The following is a 19,235-nucleotide window of genomic DNA, read 5'->3' as shown; positions in this document are numbered from 1 at the left end:
GACCGATACTGGTGGGTTGGCGACTTTATGCACCCTTCCCTGTAACCTTAACCTGTACATCTGTACCTGGGCAGTATTCAGCAAACACCTGCAACATCACGTCTTTGGTAGTCTCAACATGACAACGCTTAACGATGAAGCTGTCATGTACAGGAATAGCAGTGATACCGTCATCAAGCAGACGCGCTAAGATGCGGAGAGCTATAGCGCTGTCCAACCTCTGAAGCTCAATCCACGCCCCATCACTCTCGCTCTGTTGATGCGGGTTTGCCAGGCTGTGGTAGGACCAGAACTCATCGTAGAGCTGTTCTGCACGCCCTTTTCTAGGTCGCCACTCATCGTGCAATCGGCCTCGGATGGCCCCCAACGTCTCTTGCTCAGTAGCGTTACCAACGGACAGTGTCAGCACCATCTTCATGTCGCTACGAGATGAAGTCATCCCAGGCTGGGAATAAAGGTCTCCTTCAGGGACGGGAGCATCAGCCAAGTGGTAGAGAAGCGCTAGCTGCATGCTCCCAAAGTCCAGTTCGGACACTACAGAACCATCGATCCTCAGGCGTTGACGAAGTTCAGACGGCATGGTTTGAACCCAATGGCCGTATAGGCGACCTCCGCGACCATCTTCCTCAGAAAACACACGGCAAAGACGTTTGTTGCCCCCCAATGCAGTTCTGGGTCGTCCCTCCCTGTAGTTATAGTACTTTTTGTACTCAGCATAGCTTGTGAACTGACAGGAAATGCGCTGCTTGTTGAGAACTTCATTGATCGCCAGAAGGACCATCTCCTCGCCCTCAAGAGGGCGGTCCAGTTGGCTGTACTGCGTCTCCTCGCCCCACTCCTGGGCTTTGCAGGACACCCATAAACAAGATTTCTTCGCCCTCTTCCCAGCTTTCGACTTGGACCCATCCGGACCACTGGGGTGATAGGGAAAGATTAGCCCCTTACTGAACATCCACTCTTCGAGGGGTGTATCGGCCCGTATGCAAGTCCTCTTACCTTCCCCGGTCTCTGGATTATTGAAAGGAGGACGGTAATCCAACCAAGGCTTCCCCTGCTTTTCCGGGTCAAAGATGGCAAGAGCGTAGACCACACTGCGGAAAGCATCACGATTGATGCCCTTATACGGCGGCTTGGAGAATGCATTATTAGCTAACGGGATAGCGACGAATTCCCTCCGCTTGCTGCCTTTGCTGTCTTTGGTCAACGGGGCAGAGAGAGCAAAAGCTATACTATGCAGTAACAGTTCAAGAGCAGAACAGTGGTAGCGGGCACTAGTCCTAGGGAGGCTCTTGATCCTACCGCGTTCACGACCCTTCAAGTAAACCCGCTTACCCACGTAATTTTGGACCGTCTTGTTCTGCCTAAGTATCTCGTAGAGGTCTCTAGCAGCCTGAGCCAACTTCTTACGGTAAGGTTTTGACCCCTCGATTTTATGGAACAAACGGAAGTTATCCCGCACGTCCCCAGAGGGCATCGCCGAAGGGACTGCACCCACGGTGATCGCGAGAGCATCCAGCTGGTCTTGAGGTATTTGATCGAGAAGGTCTGACAAGAGAGTTGCCGCGTAAAGGAAGGGAGATTGCTATCTATATAATGCGGACACGCAATTGAGTCAAACCTATGTTTTATAAAGACTTTTAGGGTTTCAATGGAACCCTTATTAGGGTTCCTAAACGACCTTAGGTATAGCACCCAAAATACACGCGTGAACTGGCGGCATTATCGCTTACCCACGCCTTCAAATTGGAGCACTTGAGCGATGCCCGCCAGATCACCTCAGAAGCCGCATGGTGGCCCCTGGAAGCTTCCTGGCACCCCAACGCGGCCAAAACCCCAACTGGCGTTTACAGGACCTCTCCGTGGCTCTCCACTACGTTTTGGAATACCTGCCCTGGACCAATTTCAGATCAGTATCGCTCAAGTGTCGAAATTGGGTAGATTTCGGTAGAGTGCAGGATCGTATCACAAGAGAACTCGGGTGATAGCATGTCAGTTCAACCTATTAGAATTTTTGCCACGAAAGCCTTTGGTTCTTAATGCTAAACCTGTCGCAAACAGGCCTTCGTCGGAATGAGGCAGTTGAGTGTCGGCTCAGCGGACAAAACGCCATTTCACTGCGGTCGCACCAACGTCGGCTTTGGCGAAGCAGTAAGAGATAAAAACGGTCGGTTTTGATATGGACTAAAAGGTACGCGTTTTGGACAGATAGCCGGGATCGACGACGAGCGCGGCATCGACACCGGGCCAACGCATGGGATGTGAAATATTATGGTGGACGCTGACTATTGCTCAATTGAGATCGGCTATGTCTGTTGGTTGTTTAGCCCTGACGATTAGTTGCTTAGTCCCGGCATTGTAGTCAATCTCAAAAAAATTACCCCCGTCGTTGCCAGAGGCTACGTATGTCGTGCCGTCGAAGCTTGCAATTTCGATCCTGACCGCTTCGGTACTGAGCGGAAACTGCCAGTCTGTTGATTTGCCCCACGCTATTTCTTGTGACACCGGAGCTTCGTTGGAGCGTTGCTTTTCCAACTTAAATTCTTTCCAAAAGACATTGATACGACGCTCACCGGCCTTTGTTGAAAAATTTTTAACGTAACCTTTTGCACGTATTTTCACAGAGAAGCCAGTCGGCAAAGGTGATTGGATCGATGCGTCGCCATTACGGCCAAATTGTGCTGGCTCGTTGTACTTCCCGTTTGGGCACTGAGATACAGCTAGAAAACTTGAAACGGGACACGGCACAATTCGAGACCTACTTATCACGCTATCAGTATCAATGAACCAGCCAGGTGCGTGAGGGCCTTGGGTGAAGGTTCGGGAATTCCATTTCGTCTGGTCACCTGATGAAAATCCGAACTGTCTATATCGTTCGCGATTCTCATAAACGCGTTCCTCTGCTACAGTCGTTGCCATTACTGTGACCTTGGCGACAATCTTTGGAAGTGTCATAAGCACGTATTCGAACGCAATTTCGTTGCTCTTGCATCTAAACTTTAGGAACGCACAAGATTGGGTAGTTAGAACAAGCGTTCCACGCAACAGGCCGACGGTTGTCTGGTCGAAAGATAAAAGCTCCGTCGGCAACAGAAATGTTGCCTCATTCTGCTCTAACTGGACACGCTCTAAGTCTCTTTCTCCTACTGTCAGGCGGGGGTTCGCGGTGTCGAGCGATAGGCCTCGAAAGACAATAAAGACATTTTCAGAGTTCGTTGGAGCTTGAATGGCAGGCGAGCTTCGTAACACAGTTGGACCCGCAAACTGCCAGTCATTGGATATCTGATGCATTTGGTCGATACCTGCACGTATCTCAGATACCTGCATTGCCACACCTTCTTGCAATCCTTCAAGCGTAACACGCAGGTTCTGAAATACCTGCTGTTGGCTGTCATCAAGTTCAGTGAACGTCCGATTGAGTAGATCATTTCCGGCCAACCTCATCCCTTCAATGAGAAGCTTCAATTCGCTGGCGATGCGAAACGTAATATAATCCCCCTCGTTCCCCGCTTTCTCGATAGCATCGTCAACAATGGGGCCTGCAGATACTAACAAAGCACCCATGGTTCCAGTATCAAATTGCGCATGTGCGGGGGGTGCTGCGAATGCCAGTAACGCACATAGGAAAAGTACGCGACTTTGGGCTACACATCGCAATAGAACATGCAAGAAACCTGCCACTACTCTAAGGAAGAATTGTAAGGCCATGGTCAGGTTCCTCTTTCGCGTTGATTTAGCTTACCCATCATTCTATTGCACACGCTGGGCATTTTGGGATTGGTCTTTCAAGCGACTTACTTTGCTCCGAAATAACCCCTGTTGCTGAGTCACACTCTGTCCAGTTTCCCGTATATACAGTATTCCATGCCCTTGGCTCGAAGCCTGCGCAGATATCGACTTTGCCCTTCTCAGTTGCAGCAGCGTACTTAGCAAGGAGGTTACCTTTCTCCTTCTCATAGAATGGCTTCGGCCACTTACACTTGGTTTCTTGTTCGCCGTACTTACATTTTACAGTGAGGCCGAAAGTCCCGCTCTGTTTGTTAAGGATTTTTGCTTCTGCATAAACATTTAGCACCTCACCAGATATCAGCATTTCGTCTGATTTCCACTTAACCTGGGTTCCCCCAGCTCCGCTAGGAGGAACCCTTTCGTTGATAATCATATGCCAAACTTCACCCGCAGCAGTCTCAACAAAGATTCCTAGTGCATACTTTCTATCAATCGTTTGCAATCCATTCGAAAAACGACCGATCCCACGGATGGTTCCATTCGGCAAATGGTATACATTTACTTCGACATCTGAGTGTTCCCAAACCCAAAGGTGTGTATGCCAATGACGCGAAAAATTGTGCGAGTCGGCTAACCCAACCGACGTAGAGCAAATCCAGAAAGCTAAGAAGCTGAAAAAAAATCGGGTCCGCATGGAGATTTCCTTAGCTAATAGTTCATACAAGCTAATTTTGATCATAGCATAACCCTACCTCGAACGCACGTTCTTCACCGGCCTACTAATGTATGGCACTTCAAAAGCTTGAAAGACTAGGCAAAAACGGTCGTTTTCGCCTGTGACAGAAACGTCTGAGTTTTGGGCCAACTAGCCGCGGTGCCTCTTTCTTGGAGTATATTGAAAGCCGAGCGAAGCAGTATGATGATAGCTTGTTAGTCCACCATGCGTTGCATCCAGGTAAACAACAGGAGAATGATAAGCAGAACGATGTCTCCGGAACTCCAGGCGTGAACTTGTAAATGTTGAACGACGCATACACTTTGCTGGTCAGTATTTTGGGTTGGTCCTTCATTGTGGCCGCGATCTTTTACACTGTCGTGGCCTTCGGAACATCACATCTCTCGCCAACGAAAAAGGCAGTGCTAACCCAGTTTCTCAGCGGGCAGAAGACTGAGGCAACATGGACTATCCACTTCTGCAACCTGTTCGACTACTGGTTTGGTGAAAAACACTTCTCGTGGCACTGTTTCGTAAGGTCTGCTGTGGCTTCGGTCCTAGCCGTTGGCGCGATTTGGATGCTGTTTGAACCAGTGCTCGGCGTACTGACGGATAGAGTGGCTACTTCGCTTCCGCTTTGGCAGGTACTGGCGTTGGGTGCGGCAGTTAATGTAATCCCAGATTTTGTATCTCTATTTCAAACACGAAAAGTGTTGGAAGTGTTCAAACGCGAGCACTCAATTTTGGTCCAATTATGTGTTCTGGTGCTGGATGCTGTTTTGACCGCCCTGATCATTTTCTTGGGCATCCGTGGATTCACCTTGCTGTTTGGTGATCCAGTCAGCGGAGCGGACAGGATTGCGGCTGTGGAAATGGTGGCCGTCGTTTCACCGTACGCGATCTTCTTTTTTTCAACCTTTCTTACTTCGGCTTGGGCTTGGGCATATTGCTTAGGTACTTGGCTAATACGGTTGTTCGCTCAGACGGGGCTGAAAACCTGGTTAAATGTGGAAGAAGCACCAGGTCAGCAGATTGCCTTAGTCGGAGCTGTCATAATTTTTGCTGGCAGCTTTATCCTCGACAGCACATTTTCGTTCGAACCTGATGGACGCGCAAAGCTCAATGATACCCTCTGCGAGTTCTTCCCAGCTGATATCTGCGACGACTTTGCCCGACTAACAGATGATGAGGAACGGCAGATCTCCTATCTGGCGCGAGCCTGCGAGGCGGGAGTAACGGCGGAATGCCTGGGCGTGGCAAATCGCCTTCACGGCATTGATGACGCGACTGCCGTGCGGCTATGGCAGAGAAGTTGCGAAGCCGGTCAGGCTCCGGGGTGCACAAATCTGGGCATGTCATTGATGAACGGAATTGGTGTGGAGAGGAACCCACGTGAGGCAGCGTGGCGTTTTGAGATTGGCTGTCACCGGGGTGATCCAACCGCCTGCAACAACCTCGGCACGATGCTTTTGGTCGGTCAAGGTTATCCCAAGGACGTTGAAGAGGCGAAGCGTCTGTTTTCTTCAGCTTGCGGAGCCGGTTTCGCTATAGGCTGCACAAACTTCGGCACGGCGCTCGACATGCCGGGTGCAACACGAGAGGAGATCGAGAAGTCTTCTGCGATGTTCCAGCGTGGATGCGATAATGGAGACCCGGCTGGCTGCACGAGCCTCGGGCTTTCTTACTTTACCGGCCGAGGAGTTGCGCGCGATTTTGTTCGCGCCGCTGACTTATCGGAGAAGGGGTGTACCGGAGGTGATCCGCGAGGCTGCACGAATCTCGGAACGAGCTACCGTGACGGTACAGGAGTGGTGACCGATGCTAACAAGGCTGTCGCACTTTATACAAAAGGCTGCGAAGGTGGGCATGCAGGTGGCTGCACTATGCTCGGTTACATGATATCCAATGGCTTTGGCGTAGACGGCGATAGCATGCGCGGTCTTTCGCTGTATAAGCAAGGGTGTCGGACCGGAGACTTGCAGGGGTGCTTGCTTGCGGCAGATGCAATGATTGAGCAGACTGGAAGTGTCGATGACGAGGTTTTTGGCCTCTTACTGAGGTCTTGCTATGGCGGTGAGGACGTAGCATGTAACCGGCTCCGCCAGTTACCGACTACCGGCCCTTAGTCGGCGCAGCCGGGAAAAGGCTGCCCGCTTATTCTTACCGCAAAAAAAAGAATCCTATCCTGCAACGTCATGAAAGCTGCCGGTCGATGATCGGCAGCAGCGGCACCGCATTCCGGACACAAACCCCCTGACAGAACCTACACGCCAAAAACGGTCTTTTTTGTCTCCGCGCTATGATCAACCGAAATCGTTGAAAAATCTTGTGCCACAAGCCCCTAGCAAAATTGCCGTCAGTTTTGTCACGTTTCTGGCCGCACCATCAAAAGCTGCCGTTCATACATCGCGCGGCATCGGTCAAAGAGGGCTCACTGCCGACCTTCGCTGCCAAACAGCAAAATGCAGAACTCGTGCTACGACCCCACCCCTACCGGAACCTACCCTGAAAACAGAGCGACATCGCTCAAGTATCGAAACCACCCGGGCCGAACGCGCAACCTAAGTTGACAAGCTTTCCACCATATCTGTGATCGGAGCTGTATACGGGAACGGGGGACCCCGGGGTGGCACTCGCCCTCCCCTACCATCCACCGGATTAAACCAAGAGATGATACCCTCATGCCTATGTGCTTGCCTCACCATCGGGGTGCAGTAACCTGACCTCCTCCAGGCATCGTAAACACTGATGCATCGCCCACAGACCGGACAGGTGATAGAAATGTGCATTGCAGACAAACACATCAAATTATGTACATGCGGGGACGAAATCCCAGAAGATAACTATTGGGAACTCTTCCGCCCATCGGACCGCCCCAGTCTACATGTAGTTGGCTCGTTTGAGCCGCCGCCAGAACATTCAACAGAGGCTGCAAGTGACTTACTCAAAGCTAAGGTCGCTTCCGACTTGAATACACACGATTGCTTTGACTTTGCCTTCAGCCCGCAGCTGGGGGATGTACTAGAAATCACGGTAGACGGGCAGACCTTCACTTATCAGTTCAACACCTCACTCATGGCCGATGCTACAAAAGATAGCGAATGGGGATCAGCCAGTTGGGGCCTCATGCTGGACCAGCCTATGCGCAAAGGGAGAGTCGAAACCCAGTCCGCCTCACGCCCCTAATTGAGAAGGTCGAACCGATGGGAAGCAAACCACCGCTTCGGCAAGTTATGGCCACACCGACCGCCAATTATTGCCTTAATTCCGTTCAACAATGGCTCCACAGCATCAGCATTGGAGCCAAGAATGAAACGCCACTGGAAAGCAGACCTCACCCTTATGATCGGATACAGCTCCGTAGCCGTACTGCTCATATCCCTTGCTTTCTATGCCTGATGCTGAAGCTTGAATTACCCCCTCTCCTCCTCGATCAGATAAATCTCGCAATAATTTGGTCAGCTATTCGCGAAACCTCAAGTTGACCGATAAGGTATACCCTGATGGACAGATCAAGAACTTCGGGAAACCAAATATCAAGGAACCGCAGGATAGTCTTTCAGACGCGGGACGGTCTTTATTAATTTTTCGCGCAGTGCTTGGCGGTCTTTTCCTGAGTGAAGATTACGATGACAGTTGGGACAACACGCTGCAGCATTGTCGATGGTATCGGGGCCTCCCTCGTTAAGAGGCCTCACATGATGAACCTCCAAAAACGGTTCACCATTTGGACGCTTGAACGGCGCAGGGCCTTTGCACGCTTCACAGTGCCCAATCGCTTTTTCGAGAACCCAAGCAATCACTTGCGGGTCGCGCAGGTATCGTTGTGAAGTAGCGCTGCTTTTGGGGACAGTGCTTTGCCCCGGTGGCGGTGGTGAGTTTCCGAGGCGCTCTTCTACACGCACTCTTGCCAACGCCCTCCGAACACGCCGCTGCAATTCTGAAGGGTCACTCGTCGGTGCTTGGGCTGGTGGTGTGGATAGCGCCCTTGCGAGTTGACCAACCGACCAGTGAGAGGGTGCATCTATTTGAAACCTGAAAGCGATCTTTTTGTGAGGGTATCCCCCGTTGCCAGAAGCGTTTTCGAAGGCGGCAGAACCCCTTCCGATTGCCCTTCGGAGTTCTTCTACATCAGTTCCGCGAGAAAGCCTCAGCGGAAGGCGAAAGTTATCAATTTCGAGACGGCGTTCGTTGTCTGGCCGACCAATCTGCGGGCCACTGGCAATCAGCACGTCGGTGAGCAAAAAACCCTCACCTCCCATGCGCTGCAACATGATGCGTATTCCCTCAGCGTACCCGGTGTTCCGTCGAGGCCTACCTCCCGTTGAGCCACCGCCAGACTCAAAAATGATCTCAAAGCCACCTGGAATAGCCGCGAGGCCGAACTCAGCGTCGATCTCGTTCCCGTCGTCATCGATTGGTTTCAAATCTGCCCACCTTCAAAAAGACCAAGTCTGCTACCCAACACCTATGAAGTGAAATTCACAAGCCCGACAGAGACGCTTGCAACGGGGATGTGAACGAACCTTTTTCCAACGGGACGCAGGCCTTTATGCGGGGCGACGAAAGTAACGTGGTGCCTTGCAGACGATGACTGCGCTGGGAATAAATCTGAGGTATCAGGCCGCGAAGTATCCAGGGTTACCAATTGGGTGGCTCCCGGTGGTCTTGAGGTGATCACGGGGACGCTCAGCGGGCCAGGGGGGGGGGAATCGAGCGGATGGTACACGTGATACCCCGAAGACATTTTTTAACCAAAAACTTCGGTGGGCAGGAGCAAGTGAGAAGACAGACAGTTTACGCTGGGAGCCGAAAAGATCACCTCATATTCAACCGATCTCTTGGGCGAACTCAGCAAGCGTCATTGCCGTAAATCCGTTCAATTTACACTTCTTGCCAATCGCTCTGTAGTCTTTCAGTGGCTTTCCGGCGCTGACCATCTTCAGGCCCTGCGAAAGACAGATTGCGATATTCTCGAAGCGGTCCTCAGGTGGAAATCCACCCAGGAGGCTGCCCCCATGATCTACGATGAGGTCCGCTTGGATGCTCTGTTCTGCTACCTTCGGCGTTATATAGCGTTTCGTCCCGATCTGCTGATACTCCGAGTAGAGATCATCGTCGCAATCCTTGAGTTCCTTGCTTGTCCGCTTGACGATCCTCAGGCGACCGTCTGCCAATGCGTCTACGAACGTGTCACGAATGAAATTGCTTTGCGTGGATAGGGCTTCTTCTACACCGTTGAGATCAATCAGGTACTCAGCATCCAACACCTTGTTCTGGGGCAAGTCACTACACCCCCAAGACTTCGGCTTGATATTTCGGCTTCAACCCAATGAGCCGATAAACGTCAAATTTGTCGAGCAGACCTTCACGTTTTGCAGTCGAGACAGCTCTTATCAGCGACATGCCGTATTGCGTTCGTTTCGTTTGAATTGAGTTGTCTTTGCCGCCAGAACCGCCCGGTGGGTCTTCAGTATCCTCCTTGGGCGTTACACCAGCGTACTGCCCCATCCAAGCGCCATAGTCTGACCCCGACCAAACGCCTATATCGACGAGCCGCAGAGCGATGCACTGCAAGCTCACGCCGATATTACCGGCCAACAAACGGATATGGTTCCAGTTCGTTTTTGGGGTGTATCGAAATTTCAAGATCGTTTGTTTCAAACCGATCGTGGGAACCAGCAAATAGGCTGCGAAATGATTACAAAAGGTCTCGATTTTGTTCTTTAGCACAGAGGCATTCGAGACACCTGTTTTCCCCAGCAAGACATGGCAAAACTCATGCGCCAGCGTGAACAGCTTCCTCGCTTTACTCGACCCGCCTGTATTGATCAGGATCGTGTGCGGCCCATCGCCTACCTTGAGATATGCTCCAGAATATAGGTCAGTATCAAACCTACGATGGATTACGAATACGCCAAGCCCTTCGATGAAGTCGCGCAGATGGGCATAGACTTTGTGGGCACTCTTCATCTCAAGTTGATCTGAGAATTCCAAGCCCCACTCAGATCGCCATTCCTTTGCGAGTTTGGCGGCGTTCTTCCTGGTGAGATCGCCAGTGTATTTGGTAAGCCGCTGATTAGTAGAAAGATCAACATCAAGCGCAACAAGAGATTGCGATAGCCGTTCCACATATGAAATGGCGCCGATCACTCCGTCTGGCATCAATGACGGGGCAGGGTTTGCCTTGCGAAAGTCGGGGACAAGCGAAAGCTGCGGTGCGATTTCAGCAAACAAGGCGTGAGGCGGAACATGGAGAGTTTGAGCGAGAGCAAGTAGCTCGTCGTTGTCAGGCGCTCGGTCACGGTTCAGAATTGCCGAGATTTCGGACTTACTCAGACCGCTTCTCTCAGATAGGCTGCTGAGGCTCATCTGGCGACTGTCGAGGACTGATTGAAGTGAATGTACTGAACTCATTTGCGGATACCCTATGGTTGTTTTTTTACTCTTGCAACGGGGAAGCCCATACGCTGGGAGGTATGTTGAGCGTTCTCAGCGTTGGTGCTGGACTGTACTTGGGACTTGCGGTGGTTCAGGTGGTCGGAGCGGGCCGCATGGCCACGCTCAGGAGGCGAGTCGGTTCGATCAGAAATTTGGTCAGTAAAAATAACCTCACGAACTGCTCTCATGTTGCGGGCAATTTGGAAGCGAAACTACTCACTGCCGAGATCGGACTGGAAACTCTGAGTTCTTCACTCTTTGCAATATCCCTGATGCTGCTGAGCGCTTGCATTACAGCGGTATTCTACTCAACTATATTTCAGTCCCAAGAAATCACGTGCGCCATCGCCCTGGGAATTGGGACGTACTGCTTGTTTCTTCCGCTCGTGATATTTGCTTGTTCTTCGGCAACCATTCGCTTGAAAACCAGAGGTGTTGCAAAGGAAGTGAAAGTGGCAAGCACGACGGTAAAATCGGCGTTGGCGAACCGACATTCATAGATAATGGTGTTGGGATTATAGGCGCACCGAGTGGCGGCTTTACGGCCAACTCAAACGAGAACGTTGACCAAATTCAAGATTGCATTGCGCCACTGTTCCATCGAACTGCCCCGAAGTATCCACCGAATGTCATGGTCTTCTTCCGCTGACCAACGTTTTTTGGAGAATACGAGGCGCATATTTGGGAGCATACGCAGATTTCAACTATCTGTTTTTAAACAATTATTAAATAATTCCTCGATTCTCCTACTCGCCTCCATTTCATTCTAAATCGTAGGGACAGCGGCGCGACGGTCGTGTGGGACACAAAGTGGAACACACGCCCGATGCAACTGTCATCATGTCTCTATCGTTCCCGGCACGGTAGTTACTACTTACGCTGGCCGATCCCCTGCCATTTAAAGAAGAATCGAACTAACGTTCGCATTTCATTAAGCACTCGATGCCATGATCGTGTTGGTGATTTGGCGCGCAATCTTGCATCCTATGGGCGGTTGCTACGCGAGAACGAAGATTTGGCGACGCGATAAGAGACGGTAATGGAAGCGAATTTATCTCGCGCGAACTAGACCTCTGGGCTTGCGCAAACAACGTGACTTTAAACTTCTCGCGGCCGGGCAAGCCGACCGACAACGGGTGTATCAACAGCAAGTTCCGCGCAGAGTGCCTGAACGCTCACTTGTTCATGACGCTTGCAGATACGCGAGAAGAGCTGGAGGGAACTTGGGGCTCAGGTCACCAGCTTTATAATCCACCCAATTTCCTGACGCTCAAAACAAAAACAGAGAACGGGTTTCCCCATTCTCTGTTCAGAGTAGCCGTCGGTAGTACGAGGTAAAACCTACCTATGACCTCACTTGTGTTTAGAAGCCCATCACCAGGGACAGGCCGATGGTGTTGTCAGTCGACTTAAGGGCGGCAGTCGGGTCCGTGTTGTAGTCCGTCCGGTAGCTGATACGGGTCGAAAGGTTGTTCGACACCTTGAAATTGACGCCAGCATCGTTGGAGACGATGGTGTTTGTTTCAGAGCCGAGCACGTCGGTGTCGTTAGTAAACGAGACTGTGTCGGTCAGCGCATAGAAGTACCTGGACGACACGATGAAGCCGACTTCGGTGTCGGAATTGCCAGTCGCGTCTTTATAGTAGCGGGCACCAGGACCGGCTTGAACGCGCCATGTGTGGTCCGGCTTGTTCAGGACACGGTAGCCGGGACCAAAACCAAGGAAGGCGTCGGTTTCCGAGCCGGGCAGGATTGCACCGGAGTTGTCGGTCAGCAGCCCATCATATTGAAAGCGGCCAATCCCGAACATGTAGAATTCTGGCGTGAAGTAGCGGCTGGCTTCATAGGTGCCGAAAAACTTCTCTTCGTTCTTCGTGCCATTTGCCTCGCCATATTCTACCGCGAAACCAACGAGGTGGTTCCAGTCGCCAATGCCGTAGGTCAGGCGGCCTGCGCCGGCCACTTCACCGTTGTCGGTGTTACCCGAGGTGCCGGAGGCTGTCAGGGCGAAGGAGCCGCGCCAGCCTTGGGCCACGCCATTGGGTCCAAAGCGGTCAGCATCTTCGCCGCGACGCTGGTCGCGCTCGACTTGAGTGGTGATGTCGTCAATCTCGTCGTTCAGAGCGGTGACGCCGGTCAATGTGCTTTGGGCTGATACAGGTGCAGCTATGATCAGCGCCAGAGTGGAAACTGTGGCAAGTTTTGCGAGAGTGTTCATGGGTCAATCCTTCCCCAAAAGAAGTGATCCGAACCGGAATGGTCCGAAAGCATCTCTGCTAATTGGGTATTTACCTCCACCGCTGTGGTGAGGAAAATTCGAATGACTTATGGATAAAGCGATAATTACTCGTTTGTATTTTGCGTTGGTAGGACGGGTTCGTAATCTTCCATCGAAGCCAATTCGTCTACAAGAGTTTCTTGATCTTTTTCAGCTGCATGTACGACGGCCTTCAACGTCTTCCGGGCCAATTCGGCAAGATCGTCATCAATGTCCTCTCGCCATACCACCCACGAAGGGTAGGGAAAATGTGGCGCATCTGCCACAAGGTGGAGTTTTCCGTCATGTAAATAACGCTTGACCGATCTGGCGGGGAGGAATGCAGCGGCGCGCCGATTGACGACATATTCCATCGCCAGAGCACCTAAGGCTAAGGATCTGCCAGAGTCCGTAAGGTGAGGTAGGGCAACCGCAAGGGCATGGGTAAACTCTGGCCCCCAATCCACTGCGACATAATCCGTGAGGTTTTCCAGCGTCGCATCAGGATAGGATGCGACGAGTATCAACTCGTCGTCCAGTGCAGGTTCAACGATCAAACCGGGCCGGAGTTGCGGAGTGTATAAAAGCGCCGCTTGGATCACGCCTTCAACCAGAAAGCGGGTGATGCGGTCTGTCATACCCACTTCGCCATGGACGCTCAATTCCGGCATCGTTGTTTGCAGCGCGTCGAGCCAGCGAAAGCCCAAGCCCGGCCAAAGAGAGTACTGCGCGCCGATGCTAAGCGCCCGCGAATACCCGTGCGGAATGGAGATTTTCTGGCGGGCTTCTTCCCAGATTTTCAAAAGGCTGAGAGCATAGGGCTCAAACTGTTGGCCCTCAGCGGTCAGGACAGCGCCAGCCTTTGAACGGGTAAACAACTGATGCCCCAGACTGTCTTCAAGCCGCTGGATGCGCAGGCTTATAGCAGACTGCGTCACAAATAACCGATCCCGCGCCGCGACGAACGAACCGGTGTTGGCAACCTCAAGGAAGGTCTTGATCAGCGTAATGTCCATCGTTTTTCCATAAGCATATCGCGCTTCAAGCATCATTCTTATTCGTTATTAGAATTCAATAAAAGCACCTATTTAGGGATCAGCAAGGCGAAAGCCTGATTAAGAAAAAGGAACCCCGAGTATGTTGAATGCAAAAGTAGTACTTACCGCCGCGATGATCAGCGCGCTGACAGTTGTGTCTGCCTGCTCCACGGAACAGGTCGTGGACAACACTGTAGGGGCGACCAGTTTCGTCGCCAAAACCGCAGTCAAAGGCACTGTGGGCGCGGGCCGACTGGCGGTTAAAGGGGTCAAGAAGGTTTCGGGCGCAGAGTAAGCGGGAACCTCGACCGAAAGAAACACTCCTTAACCGGTGCGCCAAACTGTGCGCACCGGTTAAGTTATCTTTGAACCACGGTCAAAATACCCACCCCACCGAAAACAAACCAAAATTGGCCAACCGTCGTAGGCCACGAACCGCGTCGACAGGCACGGTGATGCCCCTCCTCGCCACAGGCATTACCGTGCCGCCACTCCCAATGCTGCGAAAAGATTAAGTGACTTATCGCCGCGGTGAGCCATGTCTTACGCAAAAGCAGCCGAAAAATCAGCGAGGGTTTCATGACGACTTTCACCGTAAACGGAGAAGAGCGCACAGTAGACGTGCCGGGCGATACCCCCCTGTTGTGGGTCCTGCGCGATGAACTGAAACTCACCGGGACAAAGTTTGGCTGTGGCGTCGCCCAGTGCGGCGCGTGCACTGTGATGCTGGATGGCATGACCCGTCGGTCTTGCGTGACACCTGTGTCGATGCTGGAGGGGGCCGACATCCAGACCATAGAAGGGCTTGATACACCGGAAGCCAAAGCTGTGCAGGCGGCATGGACCGCAATTGACGTGCCGCAATGCGGTTGGTGCCAATCGGGCCAAGTCGTCAGTGCCGCAGCGCTGCTGTATGAGATTCCCAACCCCACGGATGAAGAGATTGACCAGGCGATGGCCGGGAACATCTGCCGCTGCGCGACCTACGTCCGCATTCGCCAAGCGATCAAAGACGCCGCCAAGACGTTGGAGGGATAAACCATGACCATCACACAAAGCCGACGCAACTTCCTTGCCACTTCGCTGGGCCTTGTCATTGCTGTGGCGCTGCCCATGCGCGGCCGTGCGCAATCGGGGGCGGCACTTGCGTTCCAGCCGGATGGCACCGAACCCACATTCGCACCGAACGCCTTCATTCGGGTCGCCGAAGACGACACCGTCACCGTCATCATCAAACACATTGAATTCGGTCAGGGCCCTTTCACCGGCCTTTCCACGCTGGTTGCAGAGGAAATGGATGCGGACTGGAGCCAGATGCGCGCCGAATCCGCTCCGGCAGACGACGACAAGTACAAAAACCTGTTGTTCGGTCTGCAAGCCACCGGCGGATCGACCGCAATGGCCAACAGCTATACCCAAATGCGCAAGGCCGGGGCTGCGGCCCGCGCGATGCTGGTACAAGCCGCAGCAGAAGATTGGGGCGTGGATGCGTCTACGATCACCATCTCCGGTGGCGTGCTGACCTCTGGCGATAAATCTTCGACCTTTGGACCGCTGGCCGCAAAGGCCGCGATGCTGACCCCACCCGAAGATCCTCCCGTTAAAGACCCCAAGGATTTTGTCCTGATCGGCAAAGACCGCCCCAAGCTCGACAGTCAGGCCAAATCTACGGGGTCTGCCGTGTTTACGATGGATATGGACCTGCCCGGCATGGAATATGTCGTGATCCGTCACGCGCCCATGTTGGGCGGAGCTGTCGCCAGCTTTGACGACGCCGATGCGCTGAAAGTGCCCGGCGTCACAGCGGTGCGTCAAATTCCGCAAGGCATCGCCGTCTACGCGACATCAACCCATGCGGCGCTCTCTGGGCGCAACGCGCTGACGGTAGAGTGGGACGACAGTGCCGCAGAAACGCGGACTTCGACCCAGATGATGGAAGATTTTGCTGCATTGGCCAATAGCGGCGAGGCGCGGGCTGCGGAGGAAGTCGGCGATGTCGACGCGTCTCTTTCGGAAAGCCAGAACGTGGTCGAAATGGAGTTTCGGTTCCCCTACCTCGCCCACGCGCCGATGGAGCCGCTAGACGCTGTCATTCAGGTCAAAGAGGGCAGCGCCGAAACTTGGGGCGGCTACCAATTCCCCGGTTTTGACAGGCAGGCAGTTGCGGGCACCCTCGGCTTGCCGGTCGAGAATGTGAAGCTTAACGTCATGCTCGCGGGTGGATCCTTTGGCCGCCGCGCTCAGCCGTCTGCTCAGATCGGCAATGAAATCAGTGCGATTGCCAAGGCCGCCGGGCGTGACGGGGCCTGGAAACTGATCTGGACCCGTGAAGACGATTTGGCGGGCGGCTATTACCGCCCAATGACCGTCCACAAAATGCGCGGTGCGGTTGATACCGATGGCAACATCGTGGGCTGGCACGATGTCATTGTGAACCAGTCCATCATGGCCGGTGGCCCGATGGAACAGATGATGAAGGACGGCAAGGACCCGACGTCTTATGAGGGGGCGGTCAAGATGCCCTACGATCTGGCCAACCTGCGCGTGGATTGGGTGCGTGCGGAAAGTGCGGTGCCGGTTCTGTGGTGGCGCTCGGTTGGGCACTCGCATACCGGATACGCGACCGAAGTGTTCTTGGATCACCTGCTAGAAGCGGGCGGTAAAGACCCACTGCAGGGCCGGCTGGACCTGTTGAAGGGTGATATGGGCCGTGACCGCGCGGTGCTGGAAAAGGTCGCTGAGATGGCCGATTGGGACGGGACCAAGGTGAAAGGCGACAAAGGCTATGGTGTGGCTTTGCACGAATCCTTTGGCACCTATGTGGCTCAGATTGCCGAAGTCGAAGACCGCGATGGGTTCCCCCATGTGACGAAAGTCTGGTGCGCCGTGGATTGCGGCGTCGCGGTCAACCCCAACGTGATCCGCGCCCAAATCGAAGGCGGCATTGGCTATGGCTTGGGGACTGTTTTGTTCAATGCAGTGACCCTCGGAGAAGGGGGCATCGTGCAAGAGCAGAACTTTGACACCTACCGGATGCTCCGAATCAACGAGATGCCTGCGGTCGAGGTGGAGATCATCGAAAGCGCGCTGGACCCGACCGGCATTGGTGAGCCGGGTACGCCCCCCGTGGGCCCTGCTGTCGCCAACGCTTGGCGCGCTTTAACCGGTACAAACGTGACCACCCTGCCCTTCTTGTCCGCGAACGGAGCCTGAGCGATGAACACTTTCACTAAACTGGCCGTGGCCAGCATTCTTTGGGCTGGCGCGGTCGATGCCGAAACTGTCAATGGCCTGCGCACGGCTGACGAGTTCGACACCATCGACAATGAAGCCGATCGGTCCGTCGCGCTTTTCGAGGAGATGTTTCTCGTGATTGAGAGCCCGCGTTGCATGAACTGCCACCCGGTGAACAACACGCCCTTGCAGGGGGACGACATGCAGCCGCACCAGCCGCCCGTTGTTCGGGGCGATGCCGACTTCGGTGCGCCGGGCATGCGCTGTTCGACATGCCATGGGTCTGAAAACTTTACCTATACCACCGGCGAGGGGTCGATCCCCGGACACGAGCCATGGCAGCTTGCGCCGATTGAAATGGGGTGGGTCGGTCTGACGGCAGCAGAGGTTTGCTCGCAACTCAAAGACCCGGAACGCAACGGTGACCGGACGCTTGCCGAACTGCATGAGCACAACGCAGAAGACGGGCTGGTCGGTTGGGGTTGGGAGCCGGGCGTTGGCCGAACACCAGCCCCCGGTTCACAGGAGGTGTTTGGCGCGTTGACGCAGGCGTGGATCGACACAGGTGCGGCTTGCCCGACAGGGTGATCTGGTCAATCGGATTCCGATGGCTTCGGAAAACGCCTTAAATACTCGGTGACGGTGAAGCTTTTAGGATGGTGAAACACTATCTTCGGCCTGCGCTATCGTTGGCTGAAGATAGATTAAGTCTATCCGTGAATAACGCAACGTTTGCAATATGTTAGCAATAGTTCGCGTGCGACACCTTGAAACCGAAATGCGCCTGCGCCTTGTCAGTGTTCACATGCTGAAACCACGTAGCATCAGTGAATCTGTAGTGTTCGGCGCAAGTTTGGGGCAACACGTAAAGTCTTCGGCGCGTAAGGATCCACAGCTTCTGGCGGAATGAAAATGACCTACAGCGACGATCCCGCGCAACCGACCGGCCTGCCCCCTTTGGGGAAGCGTATAGGCGTTATATCGGACACGCACGGTCTCTTGCGCCCCGAAGCATTGGATGCCCTCAAGGGCGTCAGGCATATCCTCCACGCAGGCGATATCGGCGATCCCGAGCATCTTGAAACGCTGGCACGCATCGCCCCGGTGACGGCAATCCGCGGCAACATCGACCGCGGCGACTGGGCAGATGCGCTGCCAGAAACGGCCAGCATTACGCTTTGCGGGCTGCGCATTTACATGATTCATAACTGCAAAGACCTAAGGGCCAATCCAGAAGCGGAAGGGGTGGATGTCGTGATATCGGGCCATTCTCACAAGCCTCGGATCGAAGCCAGCGGCAGCCCCTTATGGCTCAACCCCGGCGCCGCTGGCCCCCGGCGGTTCCGCCTTCCGATTTCGCTGGCTTTCCTATGGAAGGATGTCGACCGCCCCCGCGCTATAATCCACACACTGCTTGCTTAGATAGAAGGGGTCCGGGTGCGGGGCTACGACGGGATGACCGACTATTATGATGTCGCCCTGAAACACTGCCGCCATGCGATGCTGCTTCAGCATGAGCATTTCGCCACCAAAGAGGCGCTGCTGGAAGACCGCGACACATTCGATGCGCTGGCCGATGCTTTTCAACCTGACATGATCGTGCATATGGCCGCGCATGCAGGGGTGCGCCACAGTATCGACCATCCCCGCGCCTTTCTGGATGCAAATATCACAGGCACATTCAATGCAAATGGGGGATGCGCCCGCCACTTGGGAAGACGCCACGCTGCTACATCGGCTCACCGGTTACCGGCCCCAGACCGACATCCACGAGGGCATCGCGCGTTTCGTCACTTGGTTTCGGGACTATCACGACAGATAGCCG

General features: G+C 53.7%; 16 protein-coding genes and 2 pseudogenes. 10 read left to right on the top strand and 8 right to left on the bottom strand.

Annotation, left to right across the window (positions count from 1 at the left end; all coding sequences use genetic code 11):
- Positions 1 to 25: 25 nt before the first annotated feature.
- From DSM14862_RS04270 to DSM14862_RS04260, 3 genes are all read right to left on the bottom strand, one after another.
- Positions 26 to 1,552 carry a hypothetical protein gene (locus tag DSM14862_RS04270; protein ID WP_007119194.1) on the bottom strand — a complete coding sequence of 509 codons (1,527 nt, stop codon included), beginning with the start codon at positions 1,550 to 1,552 and terminating at the stop codon, positions 26 to 28.
- A gap of 737 nt (positions 1,553 to 2,289) precedes the next feature.
- Positions 2,290 to 3,705, bottom strand: coding sequence for a hypothetical protein (locus tag DSM14862_RS04265; protein ID WP_243254316.1), 1,416 nt, complete (start codon positions 3,703 to 3,705; stop codon positions 2,290 to 2,292).
- A 37-nt stretch (positions 3,706 to 3,742) separates the two neighbouring features.
- Positions 3,743 to 4,159 (bottom strand): hypothetical protein, encoded by a 417-nt coding sequence (locus DSM14862_RS04260; protein ID WP_243254314.1) that lies wholly within the window; start codon positions 4,157 to 4,159, stop codon positions 3,743 to 3,745.
- 584 nt (positions 4,160 to 4,743) lie between these two features.
- On the opposite strand from DSM14862_RS04260, the gene DSM14862_RS04255 reads away from it, so the two are divergent.
- Positions 4,744 to 6,567: a tetratricopeptide repeat protein gene (locus DSM14862_RS04255; protein WP_007119190.1), complete on the top strand. Its 1,824-nt coding sequence runs from the start codon at positions 4,744 to 4,746 to the stop codon at positions 6,565 to 6,567.
- Between the two features lie 655 nt (positions 6,568 to 7,222).
- Positions 7,223 to 7,627: a hypothetical protein gene (locus tag DSM14862_RS04250; RefSeq protein WP_007119189.1), complete on the top strand. Its 405-nt coding sequence runs from the start codon at positions 7,223 to 7,225 to the stop codon at positions 7,625 to 7,627.
- A gap of 350 nt (positions 7,628 to 7,977) precedes the next feature.
- Here DSM14862_RS04250 and DSM14862_RS04245 read toward each other — a convergent pair whose 3' ends face one another.
- From DSM14862_RS04245 to DSM14862_RS04235, 3 genes are all read right to left on the bottom strand, one after another.
- Entirely contained in the window at positions 7,978 to 8,868 is an 891-nt protein-coding gene (locus DSM14862_RS04245; protein WP_208855109.1) for an HNH endonuclease, read from the bottom strand.
- Between the two features lie 402 nt (positions 8,869 to 9,270).
- Positions 9,271 to 9,726, bottom strand: a complete 456-nt coding sequence (locus tag DSM14862_RS04240) for a hypothetical protein (RefSeq protein WP_007119186.1) — start codon at positions 9,724 to 9,726, stop codon at positions 9,271 to 9,273.
- Positions 9,727 to 9,730: 4 nt separating this feature from the next.
- Positions 9,731 to 10,858 carry a helix-turn-helix domain-containing protein gene (locus DSM14862_RS04235; RefSeq protein ID WP_083804554.1) on the bottom strand — a complete coding sequence of 376 codons (1,128 nt, stop codon included), beginning with the start codon at positions 10,856 to 10,858 and terminating at the stop codon, positions 9,731 to 9,733.
- Positions 10,859 to 11,908: 1,050 nt separating this feature from the next.
- Between DSM14862_RS04235 and DSM14862_RS04230 the strand changes: the two are divergent.
- Positions 11,909 to 12,100: pseudogene (locus DSM14862_RS04230) on the top strand (integrase core domain-containing protein); the annotation flags it as partial.
- Positions 12,101 to 12,245: 145 nt separating this feature from the next.
- Here the strand turns inward: DSM14862_RS04230 and DSM14862_RS04225 are convergent.
- Both DSM14862_RS04225 and DSM14862_RS04220 read right to left on the bottom strand, forming a co-directional pair.
- Positions 12,246 to 13,100 (bottom strand): DUF481 domain-containing protein, encoded by an 855-nt coding sequence (locus DSM14862_RS04225; protein ID WP_007119183.1) that lies wholly within the window; start codon positions 13,098 to 13,100, stop codon positions 12,246 to 12,248.
- Between the two features lie 125 nt (positions 13,101 to 13,225).
- Complete coding sequence (locus DSM14862_RS04220; protein WP_040701037.1) at positions 13,226 to 14,155, bottom strand: LysR family transcriptional regulator; 930 nt, start codon at positions 14,153 to 14,155, stop codon at positions 13,226 to 13,228.
- A gap of 121 nt (positions 14,156 to 14,276) precedes the next feature.
- Between DSM14862_RS04220 and DSM14862_RS04215 the strand changes: the two genes are divergently transcribed.
- The 7 genes and pseudogenes from DSM14862_RS04215 (at position 14,277) to DSM14862_RS21925 (ending at position 19,232) form a co-directional block, all read left to right on the top strand.
- Complete coding sequence (locus DSM14862_RS04215) at positions 14,277 to 14,471, top strand: hypothetical protein (protein WP_007119181.1); 195 nt, start codon at positions 14,277 to 14,279, stop codon at positions 14,469 to 14,471.
- Positions 14,472 to 14,755: 284 nt separating this feature from the next.
- Entirely contained in the window at positions 14,756 to 15,214 is a 459-nt protein-coding gene (locus tag DSM14862_RS04210; protein ID WP_040701034.1) for a (2Fe-2S)-binding protein, read from the top strand.
- Between the two features lie 3 nt (positions 15,215 to 15,217).
- A complete protein-coding gene (locus DSM14862_RS04205) occupies positions 15,218 to 17,389 on the top strand; it encodes a xanthine dehydrogenase family protein molybdopterin-binding subunit (RefSeq protein ID WP_007119179.1) in 2,172 nt (723 codons plus the stop codon).
- Positions 17,390 to 17,392: 3 nt separating this feature from the next.
- Entirely contained in the window at positions 17,393 to 17,998 is a 606-nt protein-coding gene (locus tag DSM14862_RS04200) for a hypothetical protein (RefSeq protein WP_007119178.1), read from the top strand.
- Positions 17,999 to 18,322: 324 nt separating this feature from the next.
- Positions 18,323 to 18,832, top strand: coding sequence for a metallophosphoesterase family protein (locus DSM14862_RS04195; protein ID WP_208855108.1), 510 nt, complete (start codon positions 18,323 to 18,325; stop codon positions 18,830 to 18,832).
- 33 nt (positions 18,833 to 18,865) lie between these two features.
- A pseudogene (locus tag DSM14862_RS21930) lies at positions 18,866 to 19,060 on the top strand (UDP-glucuronate 5-epimerase); the annotation flags it as partial.
- Between the two features lie 34 nt (positions 19,061 to 19,094).
- Positions 19,095 to 19,232 (top strand): hypothetical protein, encoded by a 138-nt coding sequence (locus DSM14862_RS21925; RefSeq protein WP_007119176.1) that lies wholly within the window; start codon positions 19,095 to 19,097, stop codon positions 19,230 to 19,232.
- The last annotated feature ends 3 nt before the right edge of the window (positions 19,233 to 19,235 follow it).

The sequence above is a fragment of the Sulfitobacter indolifex genome, from assembly GCF_022788655.1.
GTDB lineage: Bacteria > Pseudomonadota > Alphaproteobacteria > Rhodobacterales > Rhodobacteraceae > Sulfitobacter > Sulfitobacter indolifex.
This window is presented reverse-complemented; position numbering and strand designations above follow the sequence as displayed.